Genomic DNA, 19,713 nt, shown 5'->3' with positions numbered 1-19,713 from the left:
TGTGATTCCCGACAGGGTTGACGATAAGGGGATGATAACGAGCCGTGGCGGTGCGCTATATCAGAGGGCGGTCGGGGATTTGTCAGTTTTTCGCTGCTTGCGCCATTTGTTCGGCGATGCGGGCAGCTTGCGGCCCTACCACTGCGGCCCTTCGCTTTGGCGCCACTGTTCCAGCCAGCGCAGGACTTCGGCGGTTGCCTCAATCTGGTCGGCGGGAATGTAGTTGTTGAGCTGGGCATCCCGATAGAGCGCGCGGGCCAGCGGGATGCGCTGCAGCACGGGAATGCCTTCCTCTTCGGCAATCTTGCGTACCTGCAGCGCCTGGGCATCGGTGAACTTGAGGGTCACCACCGGCAGCGGGGTCTCCCCCCGCTCGTAGCGGATGCCGATGGCGATATGGGTCGGGTTGGCGACGATCACCGAGGAGCGCTTCACGTCGGCGCGCATATTGCTCGACTGCAACTCCTGATGGAACTGGCGGCGCTTGCTCTTGATCTCCGGGCTCCCCTCCATCTCCTTGTACTCCCGCTTCACCTCGTCCTTGCTCATCTTGAGCTGCTTGATGTGCTGGTAGTGTTCGAAGGCGTAGTCAGCGATGGCGATCACCACAAAGCCCATGGCGCAGACCGCCATCAGCTGGCCCAGCATGCCCCCCAGCACCGGGGTGATGCAGCTCATGCCACAGCCGGGCAACTGGAGCATCGCCTGCAGGTTGCCCTCGATGGTGACCCATACCAAGAGGCTCAGCAGGCTCACCTTGAGCAGGGATTTGACGAACTCCATCAGGCTCTTGATGGAGAAGATCTTCTTGGCTCCCTCCACCGGATTGACATGCTTGATGTCCAGTTTGATGGACTCGCCGCTCAGCAGAAAACCGTACTGGGCGATGTGGGAGACGAGTACCACCAGCGCCGACACCGCCAGAATAGGGATGCAGAGGTAGGCCATCTCCTGTAGCAGGTTCTCCATTACGTGGTTGAGGGCCTCGGTAAAAGGGAGGTTGATGTGAGATGCCGGGATCAGCATCAGTTTGCCCAGATGTTCCAGATAGTAATCGGACATCGCCATCAGCATGCCTATCAGACTCAGGATGATGGCGGTGGAGACCACCTCCTTGCTCTTGACCACCTGCCCCTTCTTGCGGGCATCCCGCAACTTCTTGGGGGTGGGTTGTTCGGTCTTCTCGCCGCTCATCGCGCCTCCAGAATGGGGATCAGCAGTTGCAGCGGATCCATCACCGCCAGCACCTGTTGATAGGCGTGATCCATCATCAGCTTGATGTAGATGACCAGCAGCAGGCTGGCGACTGCGCTTTTGATCGGCATTGCCAGCACGAAGACGTTGAGGGAAGGGGCGAAGCGGCTGATCAGCGCCAACCCGAATTCGGCCAGAAACATGGCGATCAACAGCGGAGCCGCCAGCAACGCGCAGAGCAGCAACATATGGCTGAACTGGCCGTAGAAAAAGTTGACCCACTGTTCGTCGATGGTGGGGAAAAAGTGCGCCACCGGCCAGCTGATGTAGCTCTGGAACAGGGCGGCCAGCAGGGCGAGAAAGGCGCCGCTGGCAAAAAAGAGGGTGATCAGGGTCTGGGTCAGCAACAGGCCGGTGGGACTGGTCTGGCTGCCGAGGCTCGGGTTGAACAGGGATCCCATGGCGGCGCCGCGCTGGTTGTCGATCAGAAACCCGCTCGCCTCGATGGCCCAGAAGGGGATGGCGGCGACAAAGCCGATCAGCAGGCCGAGCAGCACCTCCTTGGCGATCAGCATGGCCAGTGCCATGCCGTCGATCTGATCCGGCAAGGTGTCGGCGACCGTGGGGTAGGCGTAGAGCGCCAGCGAGCAGACCACGCCGTTGCGGATCATCGCGCCCCCCAGCATCTGTTTGCTCAGCACCGGCAGCATCACGAAGCAGCTGATAAAGCGTGGCAGCAGCAGGGTATAGGCCAGCATCTGGGCCTGCAGGCTCTCAAGTGTCATTGGATCTGCGGTACCTTGAACAGCACCATGTCGGCAAAGCTGTAGAGCTCGTTCCCCAGCCAGGCGGTGGTGGCAAACAGGGTGATCACCACGGCGATCAGCTTGGCGACAAAGCCCAGGGTCTGCTCCTGGATCTGGGTCAGCGCCTGCAGCAAAGAGACAAGGGTGCCCACCAGTGCCGCCACCAGTACAGGTGGCATGGAGAGGATCAGCACCAGCCAGAGCGCCTGGCTGGTGAAGTGAAGGATATCGGCGTGACTCATGCTAGCCTCCGTAACTGATGACCAGCCCGTGGGTCAGGCGGGCCCAGCCGTCCAGCAGCACAAACAGCAGCAGCTTGAAGGGCAGCGAGATAGTCATGGGAGAGACCATCATCATCCCCATCGCCAGCAGAATGTTGGAGATGATGAGATCGATGGCGATAAAGGGCAGATAGATCAGAAACCCGATTTCGAAGGCGCGGCTCAGCTCGCTCACGGTAAAGGCAGGCAGCAGGATCAGCAGGCTGTCGGGCTCCAGCCGGTCGGCATATTTGCTTGGCCAGAGCTGTTTGGTGCTGTCGATAAAAAAGGCGTGCTCCCGCGGCTTGATCTGCTTTTTCAAAAACGCGCGGTAGGGGGCCATCCCCTCGTCGAGGAACTTCTCCACCGATTCGGATTTGGCCAGCGACACCTCGTTCTGGCGCAGGTAATCCTGGGTGGCAAAGCCGACCGGTGCCATCACATAGATGCTGAGAATGATCGCCAGCCCGTACATCGCCATGTTGGGGGGGATCTGTTGCACCCCGAGGGCGTTGCGCAGCAGCGAGAAGACCACCGCCAGCTTGACGAAGGAGGTGGCCATCACGGCGATAAAAGGGAGCAGGGCCAGCAGCGCCAGCCCGACGATCAGGTTGAGCTCGTCCGGCAACTGGATCATGACTGTGACTCGTTGGCGAGACGCTCGACCCGCACACCCAGGCGCCCCTGGATCTCAACTAACCGGCCCACGCCCAGCAAGTGACCGTTGCTGATGATGCGCACTTCGCCATCGAGGGGCGTGCCCAGATCGATCAGGGCCCCCGGTTGCAGACTGGTGAGGGTGTGCCAGTCCAGGGTCTGGCGGCCTACTTCAAAGCTCACCTGGATCGGCAATTGCTCCAGTTCGGTCGGGCTGAAGGGATCAGCGAGGGCAGCGTTGTACATGGCAGTCAGCTCCAGATGTTGTTGATGGGATTGGCAGTAGGCAAAGGGGCGACCCTCCACGCAGAGCAGCAGTTCCTGGCCGAGCTGTGGATGAGGGGGCGGCAGCAGCACATCGCCGATAGCGAGGGTAGTGATCTCATCCATGGTCAGCCCCATCACGCCCCACTGCAGGGAGAGGCTGAGGGGATGCTGCAACCGCTGCTGTGGTGGTCGCAGCGGTAATCTGCTCAACAGGGGCGCGGGCTGGGACAGCCAGAGGGCGAGACTGGTCCCCTCCCGTTGCAGCAGGAGTTGCAGGGCGGGCTCGCCGCACTGGTCGTGGTCGCTCTGCGAGATCAGCGCCGAGCAGGTGAGGCCGCCGAGTGGCTGTCCGAGCCGCTCGATCAGCGCCAGTTGCAGCGGCTCGGGCAGGCTGAACAGTGCCGCCTGTTGCAGATCCGGTGCCAGCCAGTGAGCCAGCTCGGCGCCGTGGCAACAGAGCGGTAAAGAGAGTCCCTGCCACTGCAGTTGCAGCCGGGTATCGAGCGTTGTTGGTGGTACCCCGATGGCGAGGGTCAGCTCGCCATCACTCCAGCCAAAGTGCTGGCGGTATTGGCTCAGGGTCTGTTGTAAAGTCAGCTCAGCCAGTGAGGCGGAGGTGAGGGCAATCGGTGTCATGCGTCGGCATCCCACTCTTCGTAAATGGATCGTTTATGGCGCGAGCCCTGTTCACTGTCGGGCTGGCCGAAGAGATCGAGGGCGACCCGCTCGCCGGGGTAGAGGCGCTGCAGGCGGTCGACCAGATCGCTGCGCCCCTGATTGAGCAGCAGTTGCCCTTCGCTGGTCGCTTGGATCTCGATCTGCAGCTCGCCATGGTGGTGAGCGATGCGAATGGAGAGATCGCCCAGCAGTGGCAACGTCAGGCGCAGCAGCGGCGGGCGCTCCGGGCGGCCCAGCTCCTGATAGATATCAACCGCCAGCCGCTCCAGCAATTGACCCAGCTCCCGATTATTTTCGGCAGGTGCCAGCCGGGCGAGCTGCAGATCCCCTGGGGTCACGGCAAGGGGAGCGATCCAGATAGTCGGGGTGGTAAAGAGCTCATTTTTGGGGGCTGCTTCACCTGTAGTGACAGACTTGAGCGCCACCAGCGGTGGTATTTCTGCGTCAAGTTGAGCTACCTGTTCACCGACCTCCGTTGGCTGGGGGGTGGCTAGTTCGGGAGTTATCGCCTCGCTGTCCGTTGCCAATGGCAGTAGATGTGGCGTGGTATTGGCGAGGGTATGTATCGGGTTGGCGCTGCTTGCTTCATGAACCTCCATGACTGGACGCTGTTCATCAAGCAACTCGTTTTCAGTCAGCGTGGCTTGGGTAACATGACCATAGGGCTGGGTAATAATGGCGGTTAGCCCCAAATCTGCAGAGCTTTCGAGCAAGCTTGTCTCTGGAGCGCTTTGCATGCTCTCCGGTTGCGCGGTGAGCTTGCTCCCAACCCCCTCGGTGAGCGGCAGAGACTCGTTAAGGGGCGTTGAAATTACATCGCTGCTGGTATGTGTTGGCCTCAGTGCGGCCGGACTAGCGGTTATCGTCAGTATGGGGGGGCGCTGTTCGTTGTCCTGTGCAGTGAGTTGTGTGTGCTTGGTTTGTTGACGAGATGCGCGAGCCTTATCAAGCGTCAGTGTTATAGCATTTATTGGTGCAATGGTTGGTGGCACGAGTGGTGTGTTGTCCGTTACCGCTATCGGGTTTGTGTCGAGCAGTTCAGTGCCAGAATGAGCAGCAAAAGTGGGTTTGTCGTGCCTTTCTTTAGCTGAGATATCTGTTGCTGCTACTCGCTCAGGGTTATCAGTAAGGCGCTGGCTCTGATCTCCGTTAGAAGGCGTGAATATTATCTGTTGCGGGGAGGTTTGCTCGCTCCCCTGCCGCTGTTGTTTTGCAGTGATCTCTTTGTTGTCCGGCTGCGTGTCTTTGGTTGTGTGGCGTAGGGGAACTTGCTTGCCAGCTTCTGAAGGGGCGCTGTGGGTACTCTGTTGCGGCAAGGGGTGGACGTCCGTCACTCTCTTTGAATGACGGATCTGCCCTTTACCCTCAGGCTGCGGGTTGTGGCTGCGTTCTTTGAGGTTCTGATCCTGCCTCATCGCCTGCTCGAAACGCTGCTGTTGCGACCGATTGGCTTCAGCCATCTGGGTATCACCCCGGGCTGTCACTGTGCCCTGTATCGGGAGGATTCGGTTCATGACTCGTTACATCCTGATCTGCTGGCGGAACTCTTCCTGTTCCTGCTCTTCGTTGTAGTCACGCAGGGCTTGCTGTGAGGCCTGCTCCTGACGGTGTAGTTCGGCAAATTTCTGTTGCTGCTGGCGGGCTCGGTGTACCGCCTGCTGGCGCTCCTGCAAGCGGATGCGCTCTTCGGCGACCCGCTCGGCATGCTCGGCGGCAGTTTGTTCAAGCTGGGCCTCTTTCTCCCGCAGCAGCGCCACTTGCTGTTGCCACGCCTTGAGCCCCTTGCGATCGAGTTGCTCCGCCTGACAGATGGCAAATAGCCGCTCTTCTTCGGCAAGGCGCCACTGGCGATAGTCGAGACTCTCCTGCTCCGCTTCGCGTTGGCGAACGCGGGCGAGTTGCACCCGCGCCTGCTGGGCGGCGAGCTGCTGCTCGGCCCGATCCAGCCGCAGGTCTTTTATTCGTTGCAGGCGGCCAATCATCGGGTCAGCGTCTCCAGAGTCGAGAGGGCTTCCGGCAGTGAGCTGGGTTCATGAGTGCCTTGCCTGAGCCACTGGCGAATAGTCTCGATGCGGGCGATCGCCTCATCGGCTACCTTATCCTGCCCTTTCTGGTATTCGCCGATCTGCAGCAACAGCTCCACCTCTTCATATTTCGCCAGCCAGCTGCGCAGTCGACCGGCCTGAGCCTGATGCTCGGGCTCGATGATCTGGTTCATCACCCGGCTGGCGGAGCGCAGTACATCGATGGCCGGGTAGTGGTTGGCCGCCGCCAGTTTGCGCGACAGGATAATGTGGCCATCGAGGATGGAGCGTGTCTCGTCGGCGACCGGCTCTGTCATGTCATCCCCCTCTACCAGCACGGTATAGAGGGCAGTGATGGAGCCCTTGTCTGACTGACCGGCCCGCTCCATCAGGCGGGGCAGGGCGGCAAACACCGACGGCGGATAGCCCCGTCGGGTTGGCGGTTCGCCAGCGGCCAGACCAATCTCCCGCTGGGCACGGGCAAAACGGGTGACGGAGTCCATCAACAGCAGCACCCGCTTGCCCTGATCCCGGAAATACTCGGCGATGGAGGTGGCGACAAAGCCCGCCTTGGCCCGCTCCATGGCGGGGCGATCCGAAGTAGCCACCACCAGCACAGCCTTCTTGAGCCCCTCTTCCCCCAGATCTGCCTCGATAAATTCGCGCACCTCACGGCCCCGTTCACCGATCAGCGCCAGCACGGTGACATCTACCTCGGCGCTGCGAATAAGCGACGCCAGCAGGGTGCTCTTGCCACCACCGGCGGCCGCGAAGATCCCCATTCGTTGCCCCTCACCGCAGGTGAGCAGGCCGTCGATGGCGCGAATGCCCAGCGAAATGGGTTGCTCAATCCGCTTGCGGCTCATGGGGGCCGGCGCATCCCGATAGACCGGATACCAGGCGTCTGGCTCCGGCAGATGGCCACCGCCAAAGGGGTTGCCAAGGCCATCGAGCACCTGACCAAGCAGGTGCTCGCCCACCCCCACCTGATGCATGGCTCCGCTCGGGCTTACCTCGGTGTTGGAGGAGATGCCGAACATCTCGCCAAGGGGGGTGAGCAGTGCCTGATGCTGGGCAAAGCCGATGACCTCTGCCTGCAGGGAGAGGCTGTTGTCGGGGTTGCGCAGATGGCACAGCTCGCCGATCCGCACCCCAGGGACGACTGCCTTGAGCAGGGTACCGGTTACCTGGGTGACCCGGCCACGGATCTGGATCAGGCGGCACTCGTCGATGGCATAACGAAGCTGGTCGGGGATGTGATCGAGGGAGAGGGTCATAACAATCTGCGCCATTGAAACTGGTGGTCACTATAGGGGATAGCGGCTGAGAGGGATTGCAGCGCGAGTCGGGACTTTTTAGAAAACAGTTGGGGGCGGGCTAAAAATTCACGGCTGATTTTGGCATAGGGACTGAGGGGTAATTTTTATAATGTCACCCTCATCAATCCATTCGTCACGGGAGTTTACATGGCCATTATCCAGAGCAACCCCTATGCCCCAGTCGCCCAGCCCGAGCTGCGCAGTACCGAGGTCGCATCCCGTCAGACTCCCCTGCAGGGGGGGCAATTTCAGGGGGAGCGAGTCGTGCTGGCCAGTGCCACCCAGTCGCTGGCCGATGCTGCCGAAGAGCTCACCTTTGTCTTCTCCGAGCGCAAGGATATGTCGCTGGACAAGCGCAAGCTGAGCGACAGCCACGCCCGCATCAGCGAAATTGAGGCCCTGGTAGGGGAGTATCTCGACAAGGTGCCGGAGCTGGAGAGTCAGCAGAAGATCAAGGAGATGGTGAGTCACCTTGGCAGCGGCCGGCTAGCCAATCTCTCCCAGCTGCTGGCCTACCTCGAGAGCTATTCGGGGGAGGTGAGCGAGCAGTTCGAGGCGCTCTGTCAGGCGCGCAAGGCCCTCGCCGGACGACCGGAGATGCAGGGCACCCTGGCACTGGTGGAGCAGGCGCTGGCCAAGCTGGCGGACGAGCAGGGCAGTGCCATTGTGTTGGGGGCGCGCATTACCGGCCCCGCGGCCGAAGCGGCCAAAGCGGGCGTGGGGGCCGAGCAGGATCTGCGGGATCTCTATCGTGATGCGGTGCAGGACTACCGCGCGCTCTCCACAGCCTGGCGCGATATTCACAGCCGCTTTGGCAACGGTGCGCTGGAGAAGGTGACCGGCTTCATGATGAAGGCCCTGAGCGCCGATCTCGACAGCCAGCAACGCTGGCTTGACCCGGTCAAGCTGGAGCGGGTGATGAGCGATATGCACAAACTGCGGCTGCTCAACACCCTCTCGGCACAAGTGGACGAGCTGTGGCAACGGGTGAAGGAGGGCTCGGCCCATGGCATACGGGCCTTCTGATCTGATGGGCGATCTGATCGCCCTGGTGGAGAAACGCTGGGCCAGCGTGCGCGATGTGGAGCTGGTCGGTGTGGCTCTTGAGCTGTCAGATTGTCGCCAGCAGGTGTTGCTCTATCAGGAGCTCAAGCGGCTGATCCGCCTGCTGCCGGTGGAGCTGTTCAGCGAGGAGGAGCAGCGCCAGAACCTGTTGCAGTGCTGTCAGGGGGCGCTCGATAACGCCATCGAGCGGGAAGAGGATGAGTTGTCTGGAGAGTCGTCATGAACTGGATTGAACCCCTGCTGGTGCAGTTTTGCCAGGATCTGGGCATCACCATAGGGGATAACCCCCACTCGCTGATCCAGCTTGAGCTGGAGCAGAGCGGCACTCTGCAGTTGGAGCGCCATCAGGGGCAACTGACCCTCTGGTTGGCCCGCACCGTGCCCTGGCATCAAAGTGGCGAGGCGATCCGCCGCGCCATGACCTTCACCGCCGCGGCGCAGGGCCCGGCGCTGCCGGTTCGCAGCGGTTGGCTGGGGGAGGATCAGTTGGTCCTTTTCGTCACCCTGGATGAACGGGCTGTTAGCCTGCCCCTGCTCCATCAGGCATTGACCACCCTGACCCGGTTGCAACGAGAGGCGCTCGCATCATGAGCAGGATCACTGCGGCGCACATCGGTATCGAGCAGCTCAGCGCCATCACCCTCGACGAGCAGGAGCGCAGCCTGCCAGGGCGCTATGCCCTGCTGCCCGATGGTCAGTCCATCGAACCTCATATCAGCCGCCTCTACCCCGAGCGGCTGGCGGATCGGGCGCTGCTCGATTTCGCCACCCCCAATCGCGGCTTTCACGATCTGCTGCGGCCTGTCGATTTCAATCAGGCGATGCAGGGGTTGCGTGGCGTGCTGGCGGAGGGGCAGAGTCCGGAACTGCGAGCGGCTGCCACGCTGCTCGAACAGATGCACTCAGATGAACAACTGATGCAGATGACCCTTCATCTGCTGCACAAGGTATGACCATGGTTCTTTCGTTACAGCAGCAGGATGCGCTGCTGCTCACCGGCTGGCTGCAACTGCAATATGGCCATTCTGACAAGGCCAGCATCCTGCTCACGGCCCTGTTGCAGATCCACCCCGAGCATCAGGGAGGGCGACGTACCCTGCTGGTGGCCCTGCTCAAGCAGGGGGAGGGGGAGGGGGAGGCCGCGCTGGCTCATGTCGATCAACTGATGCAGGCCGGAGAGGCCGATGGCCCGCTCTGGCTCTGCCGCAGCCGCGCCTGCCAACTGGCTGGACGGCTGGATGAAGCCCGTTTCGCCTATCAACAATACCTCGAACTGGAAGAGCAGAATGAATCTACGCTCCCTTGAGCTGCTGCGCCGGATAGGCGAGCGCAAGGACATCATGCTGGCGGTGCTGCTGCTGGCCATCGTCTTTATGATGGTCTTGCCGCTGCCGCCGGTGGCCCTCGATATCCTGATCGCCATCAACATGACCATCTCGGTGGTGCTGCTGATGATGGCGGTCTATATCAATTCGCCACTGCAGTTTTCCGCCTTTCCGGCGGTGCTGCTGATCACCACCCTGTTCCGGCTTGCCCTCTCGGTGAGTACCACCCGGATGATCCTGCTGGAGGCGGACGCGGGGCAGATCGTCTACACCTTCGGTAACTTCGTGGTGGGGGGCAATCTGGTGGTGGGGATGGTCATTTTCCTGATCATCACCATCGTCCAGTTTCTGGTGATCACCAAGGGCTCGGAGCGGGTGGCCGAGGTGAGTGCCCGCTTCTCGCTCGATGCTATGCCCGGCAAGCAGATGAGTATCGATGGCGACATGCGTGCCGGGGTGATCGATGTGCACGAGGCGCGGGATCGGCGCGGGATCATCGAGAAGGAGAGCCAGATGTTTGGCTCCATGGATGGCGCCATGAAGTTCGTGAAGGGGGACGCCATTGCGGGCCTCATCATCATCTTCGTCAACATCCTTGGCGGGGTCACCATAGGGGTGACCCAGAAGGGCTTGTCCGGTGCCGATGCGTTGCAGCTCTACTCCATCCTGACGATCGGTGACGGCATGGTCTCCCAGGTGCCGGCGCTGCTGATCGCCATCACCGCCGGGATCATCGTGACCCGGGTCTCTTCCGAAGACTCCACCGATCTGGGTTCCGATATCGGTGCCCAGGTGGTGGCTCAGCCGAAGGCGCTGCTGATCGGGGGGATCTTGCTGGTGCTGTTCGGGTTGATCCCGGGTTTTCCCATGGTCACCTTCTTTACCCTGGCGACCATCGTCACGGCGGGGGGCTACTTTATCGGGCTGCGCCAGAGCAAGGCGCAGAGCAGCAGCAGTCAGGATCTCCCGGCCGTGTTGGCCCAGGGTGCCGGTGCGCCCGCTGCCCGCAGCAAGCCGAAACCGGGCAGCAAGCCCCGCGGCAAGCTGGGGGAGAAGGAGGAGTTCGCCATGACGGTGCCCCTGCTGATCGACGTGGATGCCGCCTTGCAGGCGGATCTGGAGGCCATCGCCCTCAACGACGAACTGGTGCGGGTGCGCCGCGCCCTCTATCTCGATCTCGGGGTCCCCTTTCCGGGTATTCACCTGCGCTTCAACGAGTCCATGGGGCCCGGCGAATACCTGATCCAACTGCAGGAGGTGCCGGTCGCCCGGGGCCTGTTGCGACCGGGCCACCAACTGGTGCAGGAAGACGCCTCTCAGCTCGATCTGCTGGGGATCCCCTACGAAGAGGGGGCGCCACTGCTGCCGGGTCAGCCCACCCTCTGGGTCGCGAATGAACATCAGGAGCGGCTGGAGAAGTCGCGGCTCGCCACCCTCACCACCGACCAGGTGGTGACCTGGCACCTCTCCCATGTGCTGCGCGAATATGCCGAAGACTTTATCGGTATTCAGGAGACCCGCTATCTGCTGGAGCAGATGGAGGGGAGCTATGGCGAGCTGGTCAAGGAGGCTCAGCGCATCATCCCGCTGCAGCGGATGACCGAAATCTTGCAGCGGCTGGTGGGGGAAGATATCTCCATCCGCAATATGCGGGCCATTCTGGAGGCCATGGTGGAGTGGGGCCAGAAAGAGAAGGATGTGGTGCAGCTCACCGAATACATCCGCAGCAGCCTCAAGCGCTACATCTGCTACAAGTACGCCAACGGCAACAACATACTGCCAGCCTATCTGCTCGACCAGCAGGTGGAGGAGCAGATCCGTGGCGGTATTCGCCAGACCAGTGCCGGCAGTTATCTGGCGCTCGATCCCACCATTACCCAAGGCTTCCTCGACCAGGTGCGCCACACCGTCGGTGATCTCGCCCAGATGCAGAACAAACCGGTGCTGATTGTCTCCATGGATATTCGCCGCTATGTGCGCAAGCTCATAGAAGGGGATTACCATGCCTTGCCGGTGCTCTCCTATCAGGAGCTGACCCAGCAGATCAATATTCAGCCCCTCGGGAGGGTCTGCCTGTGAGTGGCAATGTACCAGTCAGTGATCCTCTGCTCCCCTGGTTTGCCGAGCATGGCGTGCCGACTGCATGCCACACCCTGTGTCGCACCCCCATTCCGCTCGGTTACGAGTTTGTCCATGGCGGGCTCAAGGTGGCCTGGCGGGGCGAACCCGGGGAACGGCGCGTCTGGATTGTGCTCATTGAGCGGGTCGGCGCCGGGGGAGGGCTCGCCAACCCCTTTGCCGCCCTCTATCTGCTGGCCAGGGCGGCGTTGGCGATGCTCGGCCCGGGCTATTGCCTCTATGGCAATGTGAACGTGATGGCTGGCAGCCGGCTAAGTGGCGAGCGTCTGGGTCGCTTTTACCAGCGCTGGACCGGTGCCAGTGAGCCCGAGTCAGGCTGGTTCTCACTTGATGTAGAAAAAGTTATCTCATTGTCAGCAATGAGAAAGCGACAAAAAGGCGACTTTGCATGACAGCCGTGGTCGCGATCCCCTCACTACAATAGGAGCCAATATGAAGCAGCCCCGTTTTGCCGAACATGAAGAGGTGATTGCCAAGGCCGAGCTGGCCATCAAGGACAGTGATCACCGTGCAGCCCTACTCGAGGAAATGTGGAGTTCCCTTGGGGTGAGTGAGGAGGTGTCCAATCTGCTCTTTTCTCATGGTAGTGGGCAGGAGCAACAGGTAGCCGAACAGGAGTTGCTAAATGAGATCAAGCGTCAGCGTGAGCTTAATCCCAAGCAGGAAGGGCATCGTCCCCGTCGTCCGGCCATGATGCGTGGCTTGGTTATTTAGGAGAACACTATGATAATTAGGTCGTATAGAGATAATATTCAGGGTTTCATCGATGATCTTAAAAAAACAGATCTCGAACAGTTACGGGGCAGTAAATCATCGGCACTGGCCAACTTGCTTAAATTAATCAAAGAAAAAGGGATTTTAATTAAAGAGCTTGAGGTTGGTAACCCCCCCGCTAATGATGCTGCACTATTGGAAAAGATACTCGCCTATTTTCTGCCACCAGATGCGGTGCTAAAAGGTGGTCGTTATGATGAACAAATAACCAAAGGAATTCAGCGTTTATCATTATTGCTTAATAATGATAAATTTCCAAAAAATATATCTCTAAAAGACTTTCTTGCTGCGACCTATAGCAACCTTACTCCTGATAGGATTGATGATGATGTGATCTTTGCTTTTAGCGATGCAATGTCATTCCATGAAAAAAAACGTAAAGATTTGAGCAATGAAGTAAAAGAGCTGACAGCTGAGCTGAAAATTTATAGTGTGATCCAATCGCACATAAATCAAAAACTAGCTCTAAACAGTTACTGGCGCCCAGGTTTCGAGCTGATGGATTATAAACTCTATGGTTATAGCTCCGAAGCTGCCTTTAAGGAAGGGCCTGAGTACAAACTCTTGGATAAGATGGCTCCTGATCGTAAGGATAATTCTGTGACAGCTTATATATTCCTCCAGAGCGACAAGAAGCGAAGTGGCGCCATGCAGTGGATAAAGGAAGAATATCAAAACAAAAAGGATAATAATGAACTAAGTAATCTTGCCACTTCTATAAGTGACATATCTCGCCCACTTAATGATATGGTCACTGAAAAAACCACTCGTCTCAATGATGTAAGCTCGCGCTATAACTCATCTATAGAAGCGCTAAATCGTTTTATTCAAAAATATGAAAGTATAATGAGTCAAATTCTTCAGGCTATTTAAGGTATAGGTGATGTAATGAAAATGAACAGCGAACAGGACATGACGGAAAAGGCTCTGGAGGCATTTATAGAAGAGGGTGGGACCCTAGCGATGCTCAACCAGGTGTCGAGTGATACTCTTGAGCAGCTCTATACCTTTGGTTTCAATCAGTACGATGCTGGAAAATATGATGAGGCTCACAAGATATTCCAGACTCTATGTGTGCTTGATCACTATGAAGCTCGTTTTTTCTTGGGGCTAGGGGCCTGCCGTCAGGCTCTGGGTCAACATCAGTTGGCCATCGACAGCTACAGCTACGGTGCCATAATGGACCTTAATGAGCCCCGCTTTCCGTTTCATGCCGCCGAGTGTCTCCTGCAGATGGGAGAGCTCGAGGGGGCCGAGAGTGGCTTCCACTCGGCCCAGCTCATTGCGGCTGCCAAGCCGGAGCTGGCGGCACTTGCTGCTCGCGCTGGCGTTATGTTGGAAGTAATCAAAACGCAAAAGGATATGGAACATGAATCCAATCAGCAATGATCGCGCTCTTCTGGTCGGGGGGATGCAGATCCCGCAGATCGAGAGTGAAGGCAACAGTGTCGCCCAGACCACGCAAGTGGCGGCGGGTGACGTCGCAGTAAAAGGGAAGGGGCGAGCAAAGGGGGTCGAACTGCCGCAACCCAAGCCGGGCGTTAACCAGCAGGTGACAGCGCAGCAGCAGCAGGAGCTGGGGCAACTGATGAAGACGGTGCAGCAGGGGGTGGCCAACAGTGTCAAGCTTATTGCTAATACTTCTTTGTTGGCCAATCTGGCTTTAACCTCGCCCGAAGAGTTCGAAATTGAGTTGGGCAAGATGACCAGTTCGCTGGAGCAGACCCAGAAGAAGTTGAAGCTTGCTGATATAGAGCGGACTCGGGCGGAGAACCAAAATAAGATTGGGGAAAATCAGGCCAAGATGAAAGAGGCCGAAGAGGCTGCAGACAAGGCCAAGAAGTCGGGTTTGGCTTCCAAGATCTTCGGCTGGATCAGTTCAATTGCCTCCATTGTGATTGGCACAATTATGGTGGCAACCGGGGTCGGTGCTGCCGCCGGAGCCTTGATGATTGCTGCCGGTGTGGTGGGTGTGGTCAATATGGCTGTGCAGCAAGCCGCTGAAGATGGCCTTATCTCCAAGGAGGTGATGGATAAGCTGGGGCCTACCTTGATGGCGCTTGAGATCGCCTTGGCTGTGCTCTCTGCTGTAGTCTCTTTTGGTGCCAGTGCTGTTGGTGCAGTTGCCAAGGCTGCCACCAAACTGGGTGGTAAGGTAGCTGAGGTCGCGACCAAAGTGGCAGTGAAGGCTGCAGAGGTCTCTGCCAAGTTGGGGACTACCGCCGCTACGACGGTAACAAAGGCGGTCAAGATCGGCACACAGACCGCCGATTTGGTGCTTGACGTGAGTAGTGGTGTGACCAAGTCTGTGGACAGTGCAAACCAGGCCAAGGTGCAAGATAAACAGGCCGATCTGACGGAGAATCGACAAGATATGACTGCTCTGGAAGCGGTACTGGATAAGCTTAAAGAGGCGCTATCACAGATGTCAGAGGCTTTTCAACAAGTGATGGAGATGATCTTCCAGATGATCACGGCCAAGGGATCTATGCTCAATAACCTTGCCAGCAGACCGGCAGCCATTTAAGGAGGTATGTGATGAGCGGTATTAATAATGATTATTTAGTGGGCAGTGCCTACATCCCTCCAATCATTAATGAAGGCGTAGATGAAAGCCAAAGTGTCACCCGGTCCAACACCAAGCACGAGGCCGGAAATATTCAAGGTATAAATACGCCAGTTCAGCAGGATAGGCCCGAACTGATATCTCCAAACAAAGAGCTCGACGTTGGTAGATTGGCCAAGGGGAGTTCCGAGCTGGATGACACCATGAGCCTCATGATTCTGCTGCTAGAGATGGCCCGACGCGCTCGCGAGATGGGACTCTTGCAGAGAGACATGGAGAATCAGGCTGTGATCTCGGCTCAGAAAGATCAAGTCAGCGAAATGCGCAGTGGCGCCAAACTGATGATCGCCATGGCGGTGGTCTCCGGGGTGATGACTGGCTTCTCGGCTATCATGGGGGGGGTCTCTTCGGTAAAAAGCGCGAAAGGGCTCAAGCAAGACAAGCTTCTGAATGCCGATATTGTCAAGCAACAGAAGGATCTTGATGGTCTGACTGATCTGAAAAAAGCTCAGGGCAAGGAGCTGGGAGCTGGAGCTAAAGACCTGGCTGCTGATCTCCAGAAGAAAACGGCGGATTTACAACACCTGAACAAAAAATTCGATATCAATACCAGTCGTAGTCAGCATGCCAATACAGTGATCCAAGGCATTAGTCAGATGTCGAATAGTGCCGTTCAGGTGCAGCAAGGTATCTCTCAAGCCGATGCCAAGGAAGATGAAGTCCATGCAAGCGTCTCCCAGACGGAGAAGCAGAAGGTGGAAGATCATATAAACTTCCAGAACAACTTCATGAAAGATGTGTTACAGATGATGCAGCAGTATGCCCAGAGCCATAACCAGGCCATGCGTGCCGCTTTTGGTGTCGCGTAATTTTTACTAGTTATACATTGATGGGGCCTATTCTAGGTCCCTTTTTTATTATATGAGGGTGTGATGTCGAAAAAGATTTATCTCGCAGGGCCTGAGGTTTTTTTGAATAATGTGCATGAGGTTGCCGCTCAGAAAAAAGAGCTCTATCGTCTCTATGGATTTATCGGATTATTTCCCCTTGATAATAAGTTGGAGCTAAATGAGTTTAGTCCGGCGGATAATGGACTTAAAATTGCCAAGGCGAATGAAGATTTGATTGCCGAAGCCGACCTGGTGATTGCCAATATGACTCCTTTTCGCGGGGCAAGCTGTGATGTGGGGACAGCGGCGTTGTTTCCCAAATCAGCCAGCAAGTCATGACTTCCCCAGCCCTGGGTGACCGCTACAATCGGGGCTTTCTGACAGGTAACCGACATTCCGCACCTGTTTGGGGATTTATTTTCGACGGAGATGGCTACACGTTCGCCGATGATGCCGTTCCTGAACGATGTGATGGAACTGGTGAGAAAGATACTTGAAAGCCAACGTTCATGTCCTCACCCCCCTGTTCCTAACGTGAAAATTCACTCAACCGAACACTGATACATCAACGTCTTGATGAAATCATTGTATTTTTCAAATTCCCACATTTTATGTGCGCGATATCACAATTTAAAATATAAAAATCAGGTGCGGAATGACGGAGGTAAGCCAAGGGTGTTCAGTTTGTTTATCGCGCTCAGAGCCTGTCTTTGCCTATACGAACGATGCCCGTCTCTTTCTGGAGAGAAACATAGATTCATGTGGTTGTCATATAGTGCAAGATGGACTCTTCTACGACCAGCATCATATGGTGATGGAAGACTTCGCTCTGGTTGATAATCTTATGTTGGATGGTGCGACAAGCGCTCCAATCGTGGCTACTAAACCTATTATCTATGAACATCGTTTTGAAGAGTTATTGGGGTTCGAATGTTGCCTTAAACAGGCCACTGTCTTTTTTGATAATAAAAAATGATCGATATTATCTGACTGATGCCTTTGTCACTAATTTTCAGATTGATTTGGCGCAATAAAATTAGGCTGAAAATGTTTATCCTCATAAAACAAAAATTAAGTAGCTCGTATTCATGTACAGGACCTTAAGAAAAAACGTTAATTAAAACGTCATCCAAGGTCCTGTTTTGTATCGATTTTCTCTGCTTTGTCCGACGGGCGTTTTTAACCAAATAAACTGAGGCCCACTCCAACCGCTCCCTTATTTCACTCATTGCCCGGTGCGCTATCGCCTCCAATATCGGGAGCCACCATATCACACCGTTCTTCGCCGCCTTGAGCGTGGATAAACCCTCTTTCACCAGGGTCTGGGCAACTCGCCGCTTCAGCACCAGCGACAGCAGGCTGGCCCATACCAGACCCTCGGCGATCGCTTTCTCTCCCGTTACAAAACCCTTGAGGTTGTTGTGCGATTTCCACTCCTTAAACAGCAACTCGACCTACCAGCGACAGCGATACAGACGCATCACGCGCTCTGCTGGCCATGCATCACGTGGCAAGTTGGTCATCCAGATGCAGAATCGCTTCTCCTCGGCGAACCAGCGCCGGATCAATCGATACTCGTACTTGCCCGATTTCACATCCATATCCAGCACTTCTGCCCGGCAGTGCCGCCGTCCGGCCTCCTTGAGTGACATGCCGGTCAGCTTGGGGACTGTTCTCCCATCATCGCGCCAGGCATTGAGGATCTCCGGGTTTAAGCTCTTGCTGCCCCGCACCAGATAGAAGCCACCTGCCTTTTTCACTTCGGCAAAATAGGCGTGGCTGATGTAACCCGCATCCGCCAGCAGCAGGCTGCCGGTCAGCTCTTTGGCATCTGGAAGAAACTGGTGCTCAGACGCCGTGTCGGCAGAGAGCTGCATACAGACCGGCTTTTGCTCCAGCAGTGACATGAGCATGTGGCATTCGATGGCGGCTGGGCTGATGGTCTTGAATCGCCCGGGAAAGACAGTGGCAAGACGCTTGTGGACCGCAAAGGAGGTGCCGTCTTGCAGCAACACTTGCTTGAAGGCCCCCTGGGTAACGTCCTTTACCTGCTGACCGATGCGCAGGGTAATGGCTCGCTCAACCAGAGCCTTCATAAACTGGGCAAATGCAGGTTTACGAAGTTGGTTGTGAAAGGGTTTGTAGGAGACTTGATGTGCGTCAGCGAGCTGCAAGCCATTGAAATGCTGATGCAAGTTGGCAATGGCATCGACCTTGTCCCCCCCGAAGGCGCGTAGCAGGGAGGTGACCAGCATCCAGGGAGTAATAGCGCGCAGACGCAGGCAAAACTTGCAGAGGCGGGCAATGCGCTCAAGCTCGGCGGGAGCGAGAAGTTGATTGAGATAGCGGTTGGTGTCGATAATAGTCATGGCTTCGTGCGTGGCGGTTTTGTTAGGCGATAAAATCAGATCACAAACGAAGCCTTTTTCATATCTATTTCAATTGGTTGCCGCTAAAGATCCTGTATATGAGCTCGTATTAAACAACAATCTGTAGGAGTCATTATGGCTGACAATTTTATTGTTCCTGGCAAGGTATTTCATGGTCTTGGCACATTTAATAAGCTTTCTGAGATTCGAGGTGAAAGGGCTCTGATCGTTACCGGTCAGGGTTCGATGAAGCGTAGCGGTTATATCGACAAGGCAGTTGACCTGTTGAGCGCCTCGGGTTTTGCGGTTGAGGTGTTTGATGGCGTCGAGGCTGACCCTTCTATCGAGACTGTGATGGCCGGTTTTGCGGTTATGCAACGTTTCCAGCCGGATTGGATCATCGGCCTGGGTGGTTGCTCTGCGATCGATGCAGCAAAGGCCATGTGGGTCTTTTATGAATATCCTGACACCCAGTTTGAGGACATTATTCCTCCCTTTACCATCAAGCCGTTGCGCAACAAGGCTCGCTTTGTCGCCATTCCGTCTACCTCCGGTACCGGGACAGAGGCCACTTGCGTCTCTGTGATCACAGACCGTGCTCGTGGCACCAAGTATCCCTTGGTCTCTTATGAGCTTTGCCCGGATGTGGCTATCGTCGACGGTGAGGTATGCCAATCCATGCCTGCTCACGTCACCGCCAACACAGGTTTGGATGCCTTGACCCACGCCTTGGAGGCTTATGTCACCCCTTTGGCTGACGCTTACACCGATTGCATGGCGGAGCGTGCCGTTGTGGATATCTTCAAGGCGTTGCCGGCCGCGGTGGCTGATGGGAACAATCTGGCTGCACGCCAGGCCATGCATGATGCTTCCTGCCTGGCTGGTATGTCATTTACCAATGCCCTGCTCGGCATCGTACATTCGCTTGCTCACCAGGTTGGCGGTATGTTTGGTGTGCCACATGGCCGTGCTAATGCCATCCTGCTGCCAAACGTGATCCGTTTCAATGCCAGCGTCGCGGCTGACAAATATGCCCAGCTGGCTCGTTTTGTCGGCGCTGACAGTGCAGAAGCGCTGGCCTCTGCTATTGAGGAACTGCGCTCCAGCGTCGGTGTCGAGGACGGTTTCGAGGCTTACGGCGTACCAGCCGATCAGTGGCAAGAGAAAGTGGCCATCATGGCTCAGCACGCAATGGAAGATGCCTGTACCGGTTGCAACCCCCGCCAGCCGACAGTAGAAGAGCTGGAAATGCTGCTGGATCTCTGCTTCAAAGGGACCAAGTTGGTCGCTTGACCGGATTGAGTTCGTTATCGTCTCTGGGGAGCTTATGCTCCCCTTTTTTTCGACGAAAAGTGAAAAAAAAACCTCGAGCGATGACAG

At 56.9% G+C, this 19,713-nt stretch carries 23 protein-coding genes and 1 pseudogene; 15 read left to right on the top strand and 9 right to left on the bottom strand.

The window, feature by feature from the left end:
• Nucleotides 1–135 precede the first annotated feature (135 nt).
• The 8 genes from ascU to ascN all read right to left on the bottom strand — a co-directional run bounded on the left by ascU (nucleotide 136) and on the right by ascN (nucleotide 7,163).
• Nucleotides 136–1,194, bottom strand: a complete 1,059-nt coding sequence (gene ascU, locus ACW5W8_RS07405) for a SctU family type III secretion system export apparatus subunit AscU (RefSeq protein ID WP_498627144.1) — start codon at nucleotides 1,192–1,194, stop codon at nucleotides 136–138.
• Nucleotides 1,191–1,979, bottom strand: coding sequence for a SctT family type III secretion system export apparatus subunit AscT (gene ascT / locus ACW5W8_RS07400; protein WP_150997512.1), 789 nt, complete (start codon nucleotides 1,977–1,979; stop codon nucleotides 1,191–1,193). Before ascT ends, ascU begins: the two co-directional genes overlap by 4 nt.
• Nucleotides 1,976–2,242: a SctS family type III secretion system export apparatus subunit AscS gene (gene ascS / locus ACW5W8_RS07395; RefSeq protein WP_005334586.1), complete on the bottom strand. Its 267-nt coding sequence runs from the start codon at nucleotides 2,240–2,242 to the stop codon at nucleotides 1,976–1,978. The genes ascT and ascS overlap by 4 nt, the downstream gene beginning before the upstream one ends.
• A gap of 1 nt (nucleotide 2,243) precedes the next feature.
• Entirely contained in the window at nucleotides 2,244–2,897 is a 654-nt protein-coding gene (ascR, locus tag ACW5W8_RS07390) for a SctR family type III secretion system export apparatus subunit AscR (protein WP_498627142.1), read from the bottom strand.
• On the bottom strand, nucleotides 2,894–3,820 hold the full coding sequence (gene sctQ, locus ACW5W8_RS07385; protein WP_498627140.1) for a type III secretion system cytoplasmic ring protein SctQ: 927 nt from the start codon (nucleotides 3,818–3,820) through the stop codon (nucleotides 2,894–2,896). Before sctQ ends, ascR begins: the two co-directional genes overlap by 4 nt.
• Nucleotides 3,817–5,031, bottom strand: a complete 1,215-nt coding sequence (locus ACW5W8_RS07380) for a type III secretion system needle length determinant (protein WP_498627172.1) — start codon at nucleotides 5,029–5,031, stop codon at nucleotides 3,817–3,819. The genes sctQ and ACW5W8_RS07380 overlap by 4 nt, the downstream gene beginning before the upstream one ends.
• A 351-nt stretch (nucleotides 5,032–5,382) precedes the next feature.
• A complete protein-coding gene (ascO, locus tag ACW5W8_RS07375; RefSeq protein WP_498627139.1) occupies nucleotides 5,383–5,844 on the bottom strand; it encodes a type III secretion system central stalk protein AscO in 462 nt (153 codons plus the stop codon).
• Complete coding sequence (ascN, locus tag ACW5W8_RS07370; RefSeq protein WP_498627171.1) at nucleotides 5,841–7,163, bottom strand: SctN family type III secretion system ATPase AscN; 1,323 nt, start codon at nucleotides 7,161–7,163, stop codon at nucleotides 5,841–5,843. The genes ascO and ascN overlap by 4 nt, the downstream gene beginning before the upstream one ends.
• 189 nt (nucleotides 7,164–7,352) lie before the next feature.
• Here ascN and aopN point away from each other — a divergent pair, with 189 nt between their 5' ends.
• The 14 genes from aopN to ACW5W8_RS07300 all read left to right on the top strand — a co-directional run bounded on the left by aopN (nucleotide 7,353) and on the right by ACW5W8_RS07300 (nucleotide 16,940).
• Complete coding sequence (gene aopN, locus ACW5W8_RS07365; RefSeq protein WP_498627138.1) at nucleotides 7,353–8,231, top strand: SctW family type III secretion system gatekeeper subunit AopN; 879 nt, start codon at nucleotides 7,353–7,355, stop codon at nucleotides 8,229–8,231.
• Nucleotides 8,212–8,493, top strand: coding sequence for a type III secretion system gatekeeper subunit Acr1 (acr1, locus tag ACW5W8_RS07360; RefSeq protein WP_216955824.1), 282 nt, complete (start codon nucleotides 8,212–8,214; stop codon nucleotides 8,491–8,493). Before aopN ends, acr1 begins: the two co-directional genes overlap by 20 nt.
• Nucleotides 8,490–8,861, top strand: a complete 372-nt coding sequence (acr2, locus tag ACW5W8_RS07355) for a SycN family type III secretion system chaperone Acr2 (protein WP_498627136.1) — start codon at nucleotides 8,490–8,492, stop codon at nucleotides 8,859–8,861. Before acr1 ends, acr2 begins: the two co-directional genes overlap by 4 nt.
• Complete coding sequence (gene ascX, locus ACW5W8_RS07350) at nucleotides 8,858–9,223, top strand: type III secretion system protein AscX (RefSeq protein ID WP_498627135.1); 366 nt, start codon at nucleotides 8,858–8,860, stop codon at nucleotides 9,221–9,223. Before acr2 ends, ascX begins: the two co-directional genes overlap by 4 nt.
• Nucleotides 9,220–9,576, top strand: coding sequence for a type III secretion system chaperone AscY (ascY, locus tag ACW5W8_RS07345; protein WP_498627134.1), 357 nt, complete (start codon nucleotides 9,220–9,222; stop codon nucleotides 9,574–9,576). The genes ascX and ascY overlap by 4 nt, the downstream gene beginning before the upstream one ends.
• Nucleotides 9,509–11,674 carry a SctV family type III secretion system export apparatus subunit AscV gene (ascV, locus tag ACW5W8_RS07340; RefSeq protein WP_498627132.1) on the top strand — a complete coding sequence of 722 codons (2,166 nt, stop codon included), beginning with the start codon at nucleotides 9,509–9,511 and terminating at the stop codon, nucleotides 11,672–11,674. The genes ascY and ascV overlap by 68 nt, the downstream gene beginning before the upstream one ends.
• Nucleotides 11,671–12,126, top strand: a complete 456-nt coding sequence (locus tag ACW5W8_RS07335; RefSeq protein WP_498627131.1) for an LcrR family type III secretion system chaperone — start codon at nucleotides 11,671–11,673, stop codon at nucleotides 12,124–12,126. The genes ascV and ACW5W8_RS07335 overlap by 4 nt, the downstream gene beginning before the upstream one ends.
• 40 nt (nucleotides 12,127–12,166) lie before the next feature.
• Entirely contained in the window at nucleotides 12,167–12,448 is a 282-nt protein-coding gene (locus ACW5W8_RS07330) for an LcrG family type III secretion system chaperone (RefSeq protein ID WP_498627130.1), read from the top strand.
• 9 nt (nucleotides 12,449–12,457) lie between these two features.
• Complete coding sequence (locus ACW5W8_RS07325; RefSeq protein ID WP_498627128.1) at nucleotides 12,458–13,381, top strand: virulence-associated V antigen; 924 nt, start codon at nucleotides 12,458–12,460, stop codon at nucleotides 13,379–13,381.
• Between the two features lie 15 nt (nucleotides 13,382–13,396).
• Nucleotides 13,397–13,897 carry a SycD/LcrH family type III secretion system chaperone gene (locus ACW5W8_RS07320; protein WP_498627127.1) on the top strand — a complete coding sequence of 167 codons (501 nt, stop codon included), beginning with the start codon at nucleotides 13,397–13,399 and terminating at the stop codon, nucleotides 13,895–13,897.
• Complete coding sequence (gene sctE, locus ACW5W8_RS07315) at nucleotides 13,878–15,035, top strand: type III secretion system translocon subunit SseC family protein (protein ID WP_498627126.1); 1,158 nt, start codon at nucleotides 13,878–13,880, stop codon at nucleotides 15,033–15,035. The genes ACW5W8_RS07320 and sctE overlap by 20 nt, the downstream gene beginning before the upstream one ends.
• A gap of 11 nt (nucleotides 15,036–15,046) precedes the next feature.
• Nucleotides 15,047–15,943 (top strand): YopD family type III secretion system translocon subunit, encoded by an 897-nt coding sequence (locus ACW5W8_RS07310; protein WP_498627124.1) that lies wholly within the window; start codon nucleotides 15,047–15,049, stop codon nucleotides 15,941–15,943.
• Between the two features lie 63 nt (nucleotides 15,944–16,006).
• Complete coding sequence (locus ACW5W8_RS07305) at nucleotides 16,007–16,303, top strand: nucleoside 2-deoxyribosyltransferase (protein WP_498627123.1); 297 nt, start codon at nucleotides 16,007–16,009, stop codon at nucleotides 16,301–16,303.
• Between the two features lie 316 nt (nucleotides 16,304–16,619).
• Nucleotides 16,620–16,940 carry a hypothetical protein gene (locus ACW5W8_RS07300; RefSeq protein WP_498627121.1) on the top strand — a complete coding sequence of 107 codons (321 nt, stop codon included), beginning with the start codon at nucleotides 16,620–16,622 and terminating at the stop codon, nucleotides 16,938–16,940.
• A 124-nt stretch (nucleotides 16,941–17,064) separates the two neighbouring features.
• Here the strand turns inward: ACW5W8_RS07300 and ACW5W8_RS07295 are convergent.
• Nucleotides 17,065–18,333: pseudogene (locus tag ACW5W8_RS07295) on the bottom strand (IS4 family transposase).
• Nucleotides 18,334–18,468: 135 nt separating this feature from the next.
• On the opposite strand from ACW5W8_RS07295, the gene ACW5W8_RS07290 reads away from it, so the two are divergent.
• Nucleotides 18,469–19,626 carry an iron-containing alcohol dehydrogenase gene (locus tag ACW5W8_RS07290; protein WP_498627120.1) on the top strand — a complete coding sequence of 386 codons (1,158 nt, stop codon included), beginning with the start codon at nucleotides 18,469–18,471 and terminating at the stop codon, nucleotides 19,624–19,626.
• Nucleotides 19,627–19,713 lie beyond the last annotated feature (87 nt).

The organism is Aeromonas aquatilis, from assembly GCF_054052405.1.
Note: the sequence above shows the minus strand (reverse complement) of the source record. Positions and strands in the feature narration are given on the sequence as shown.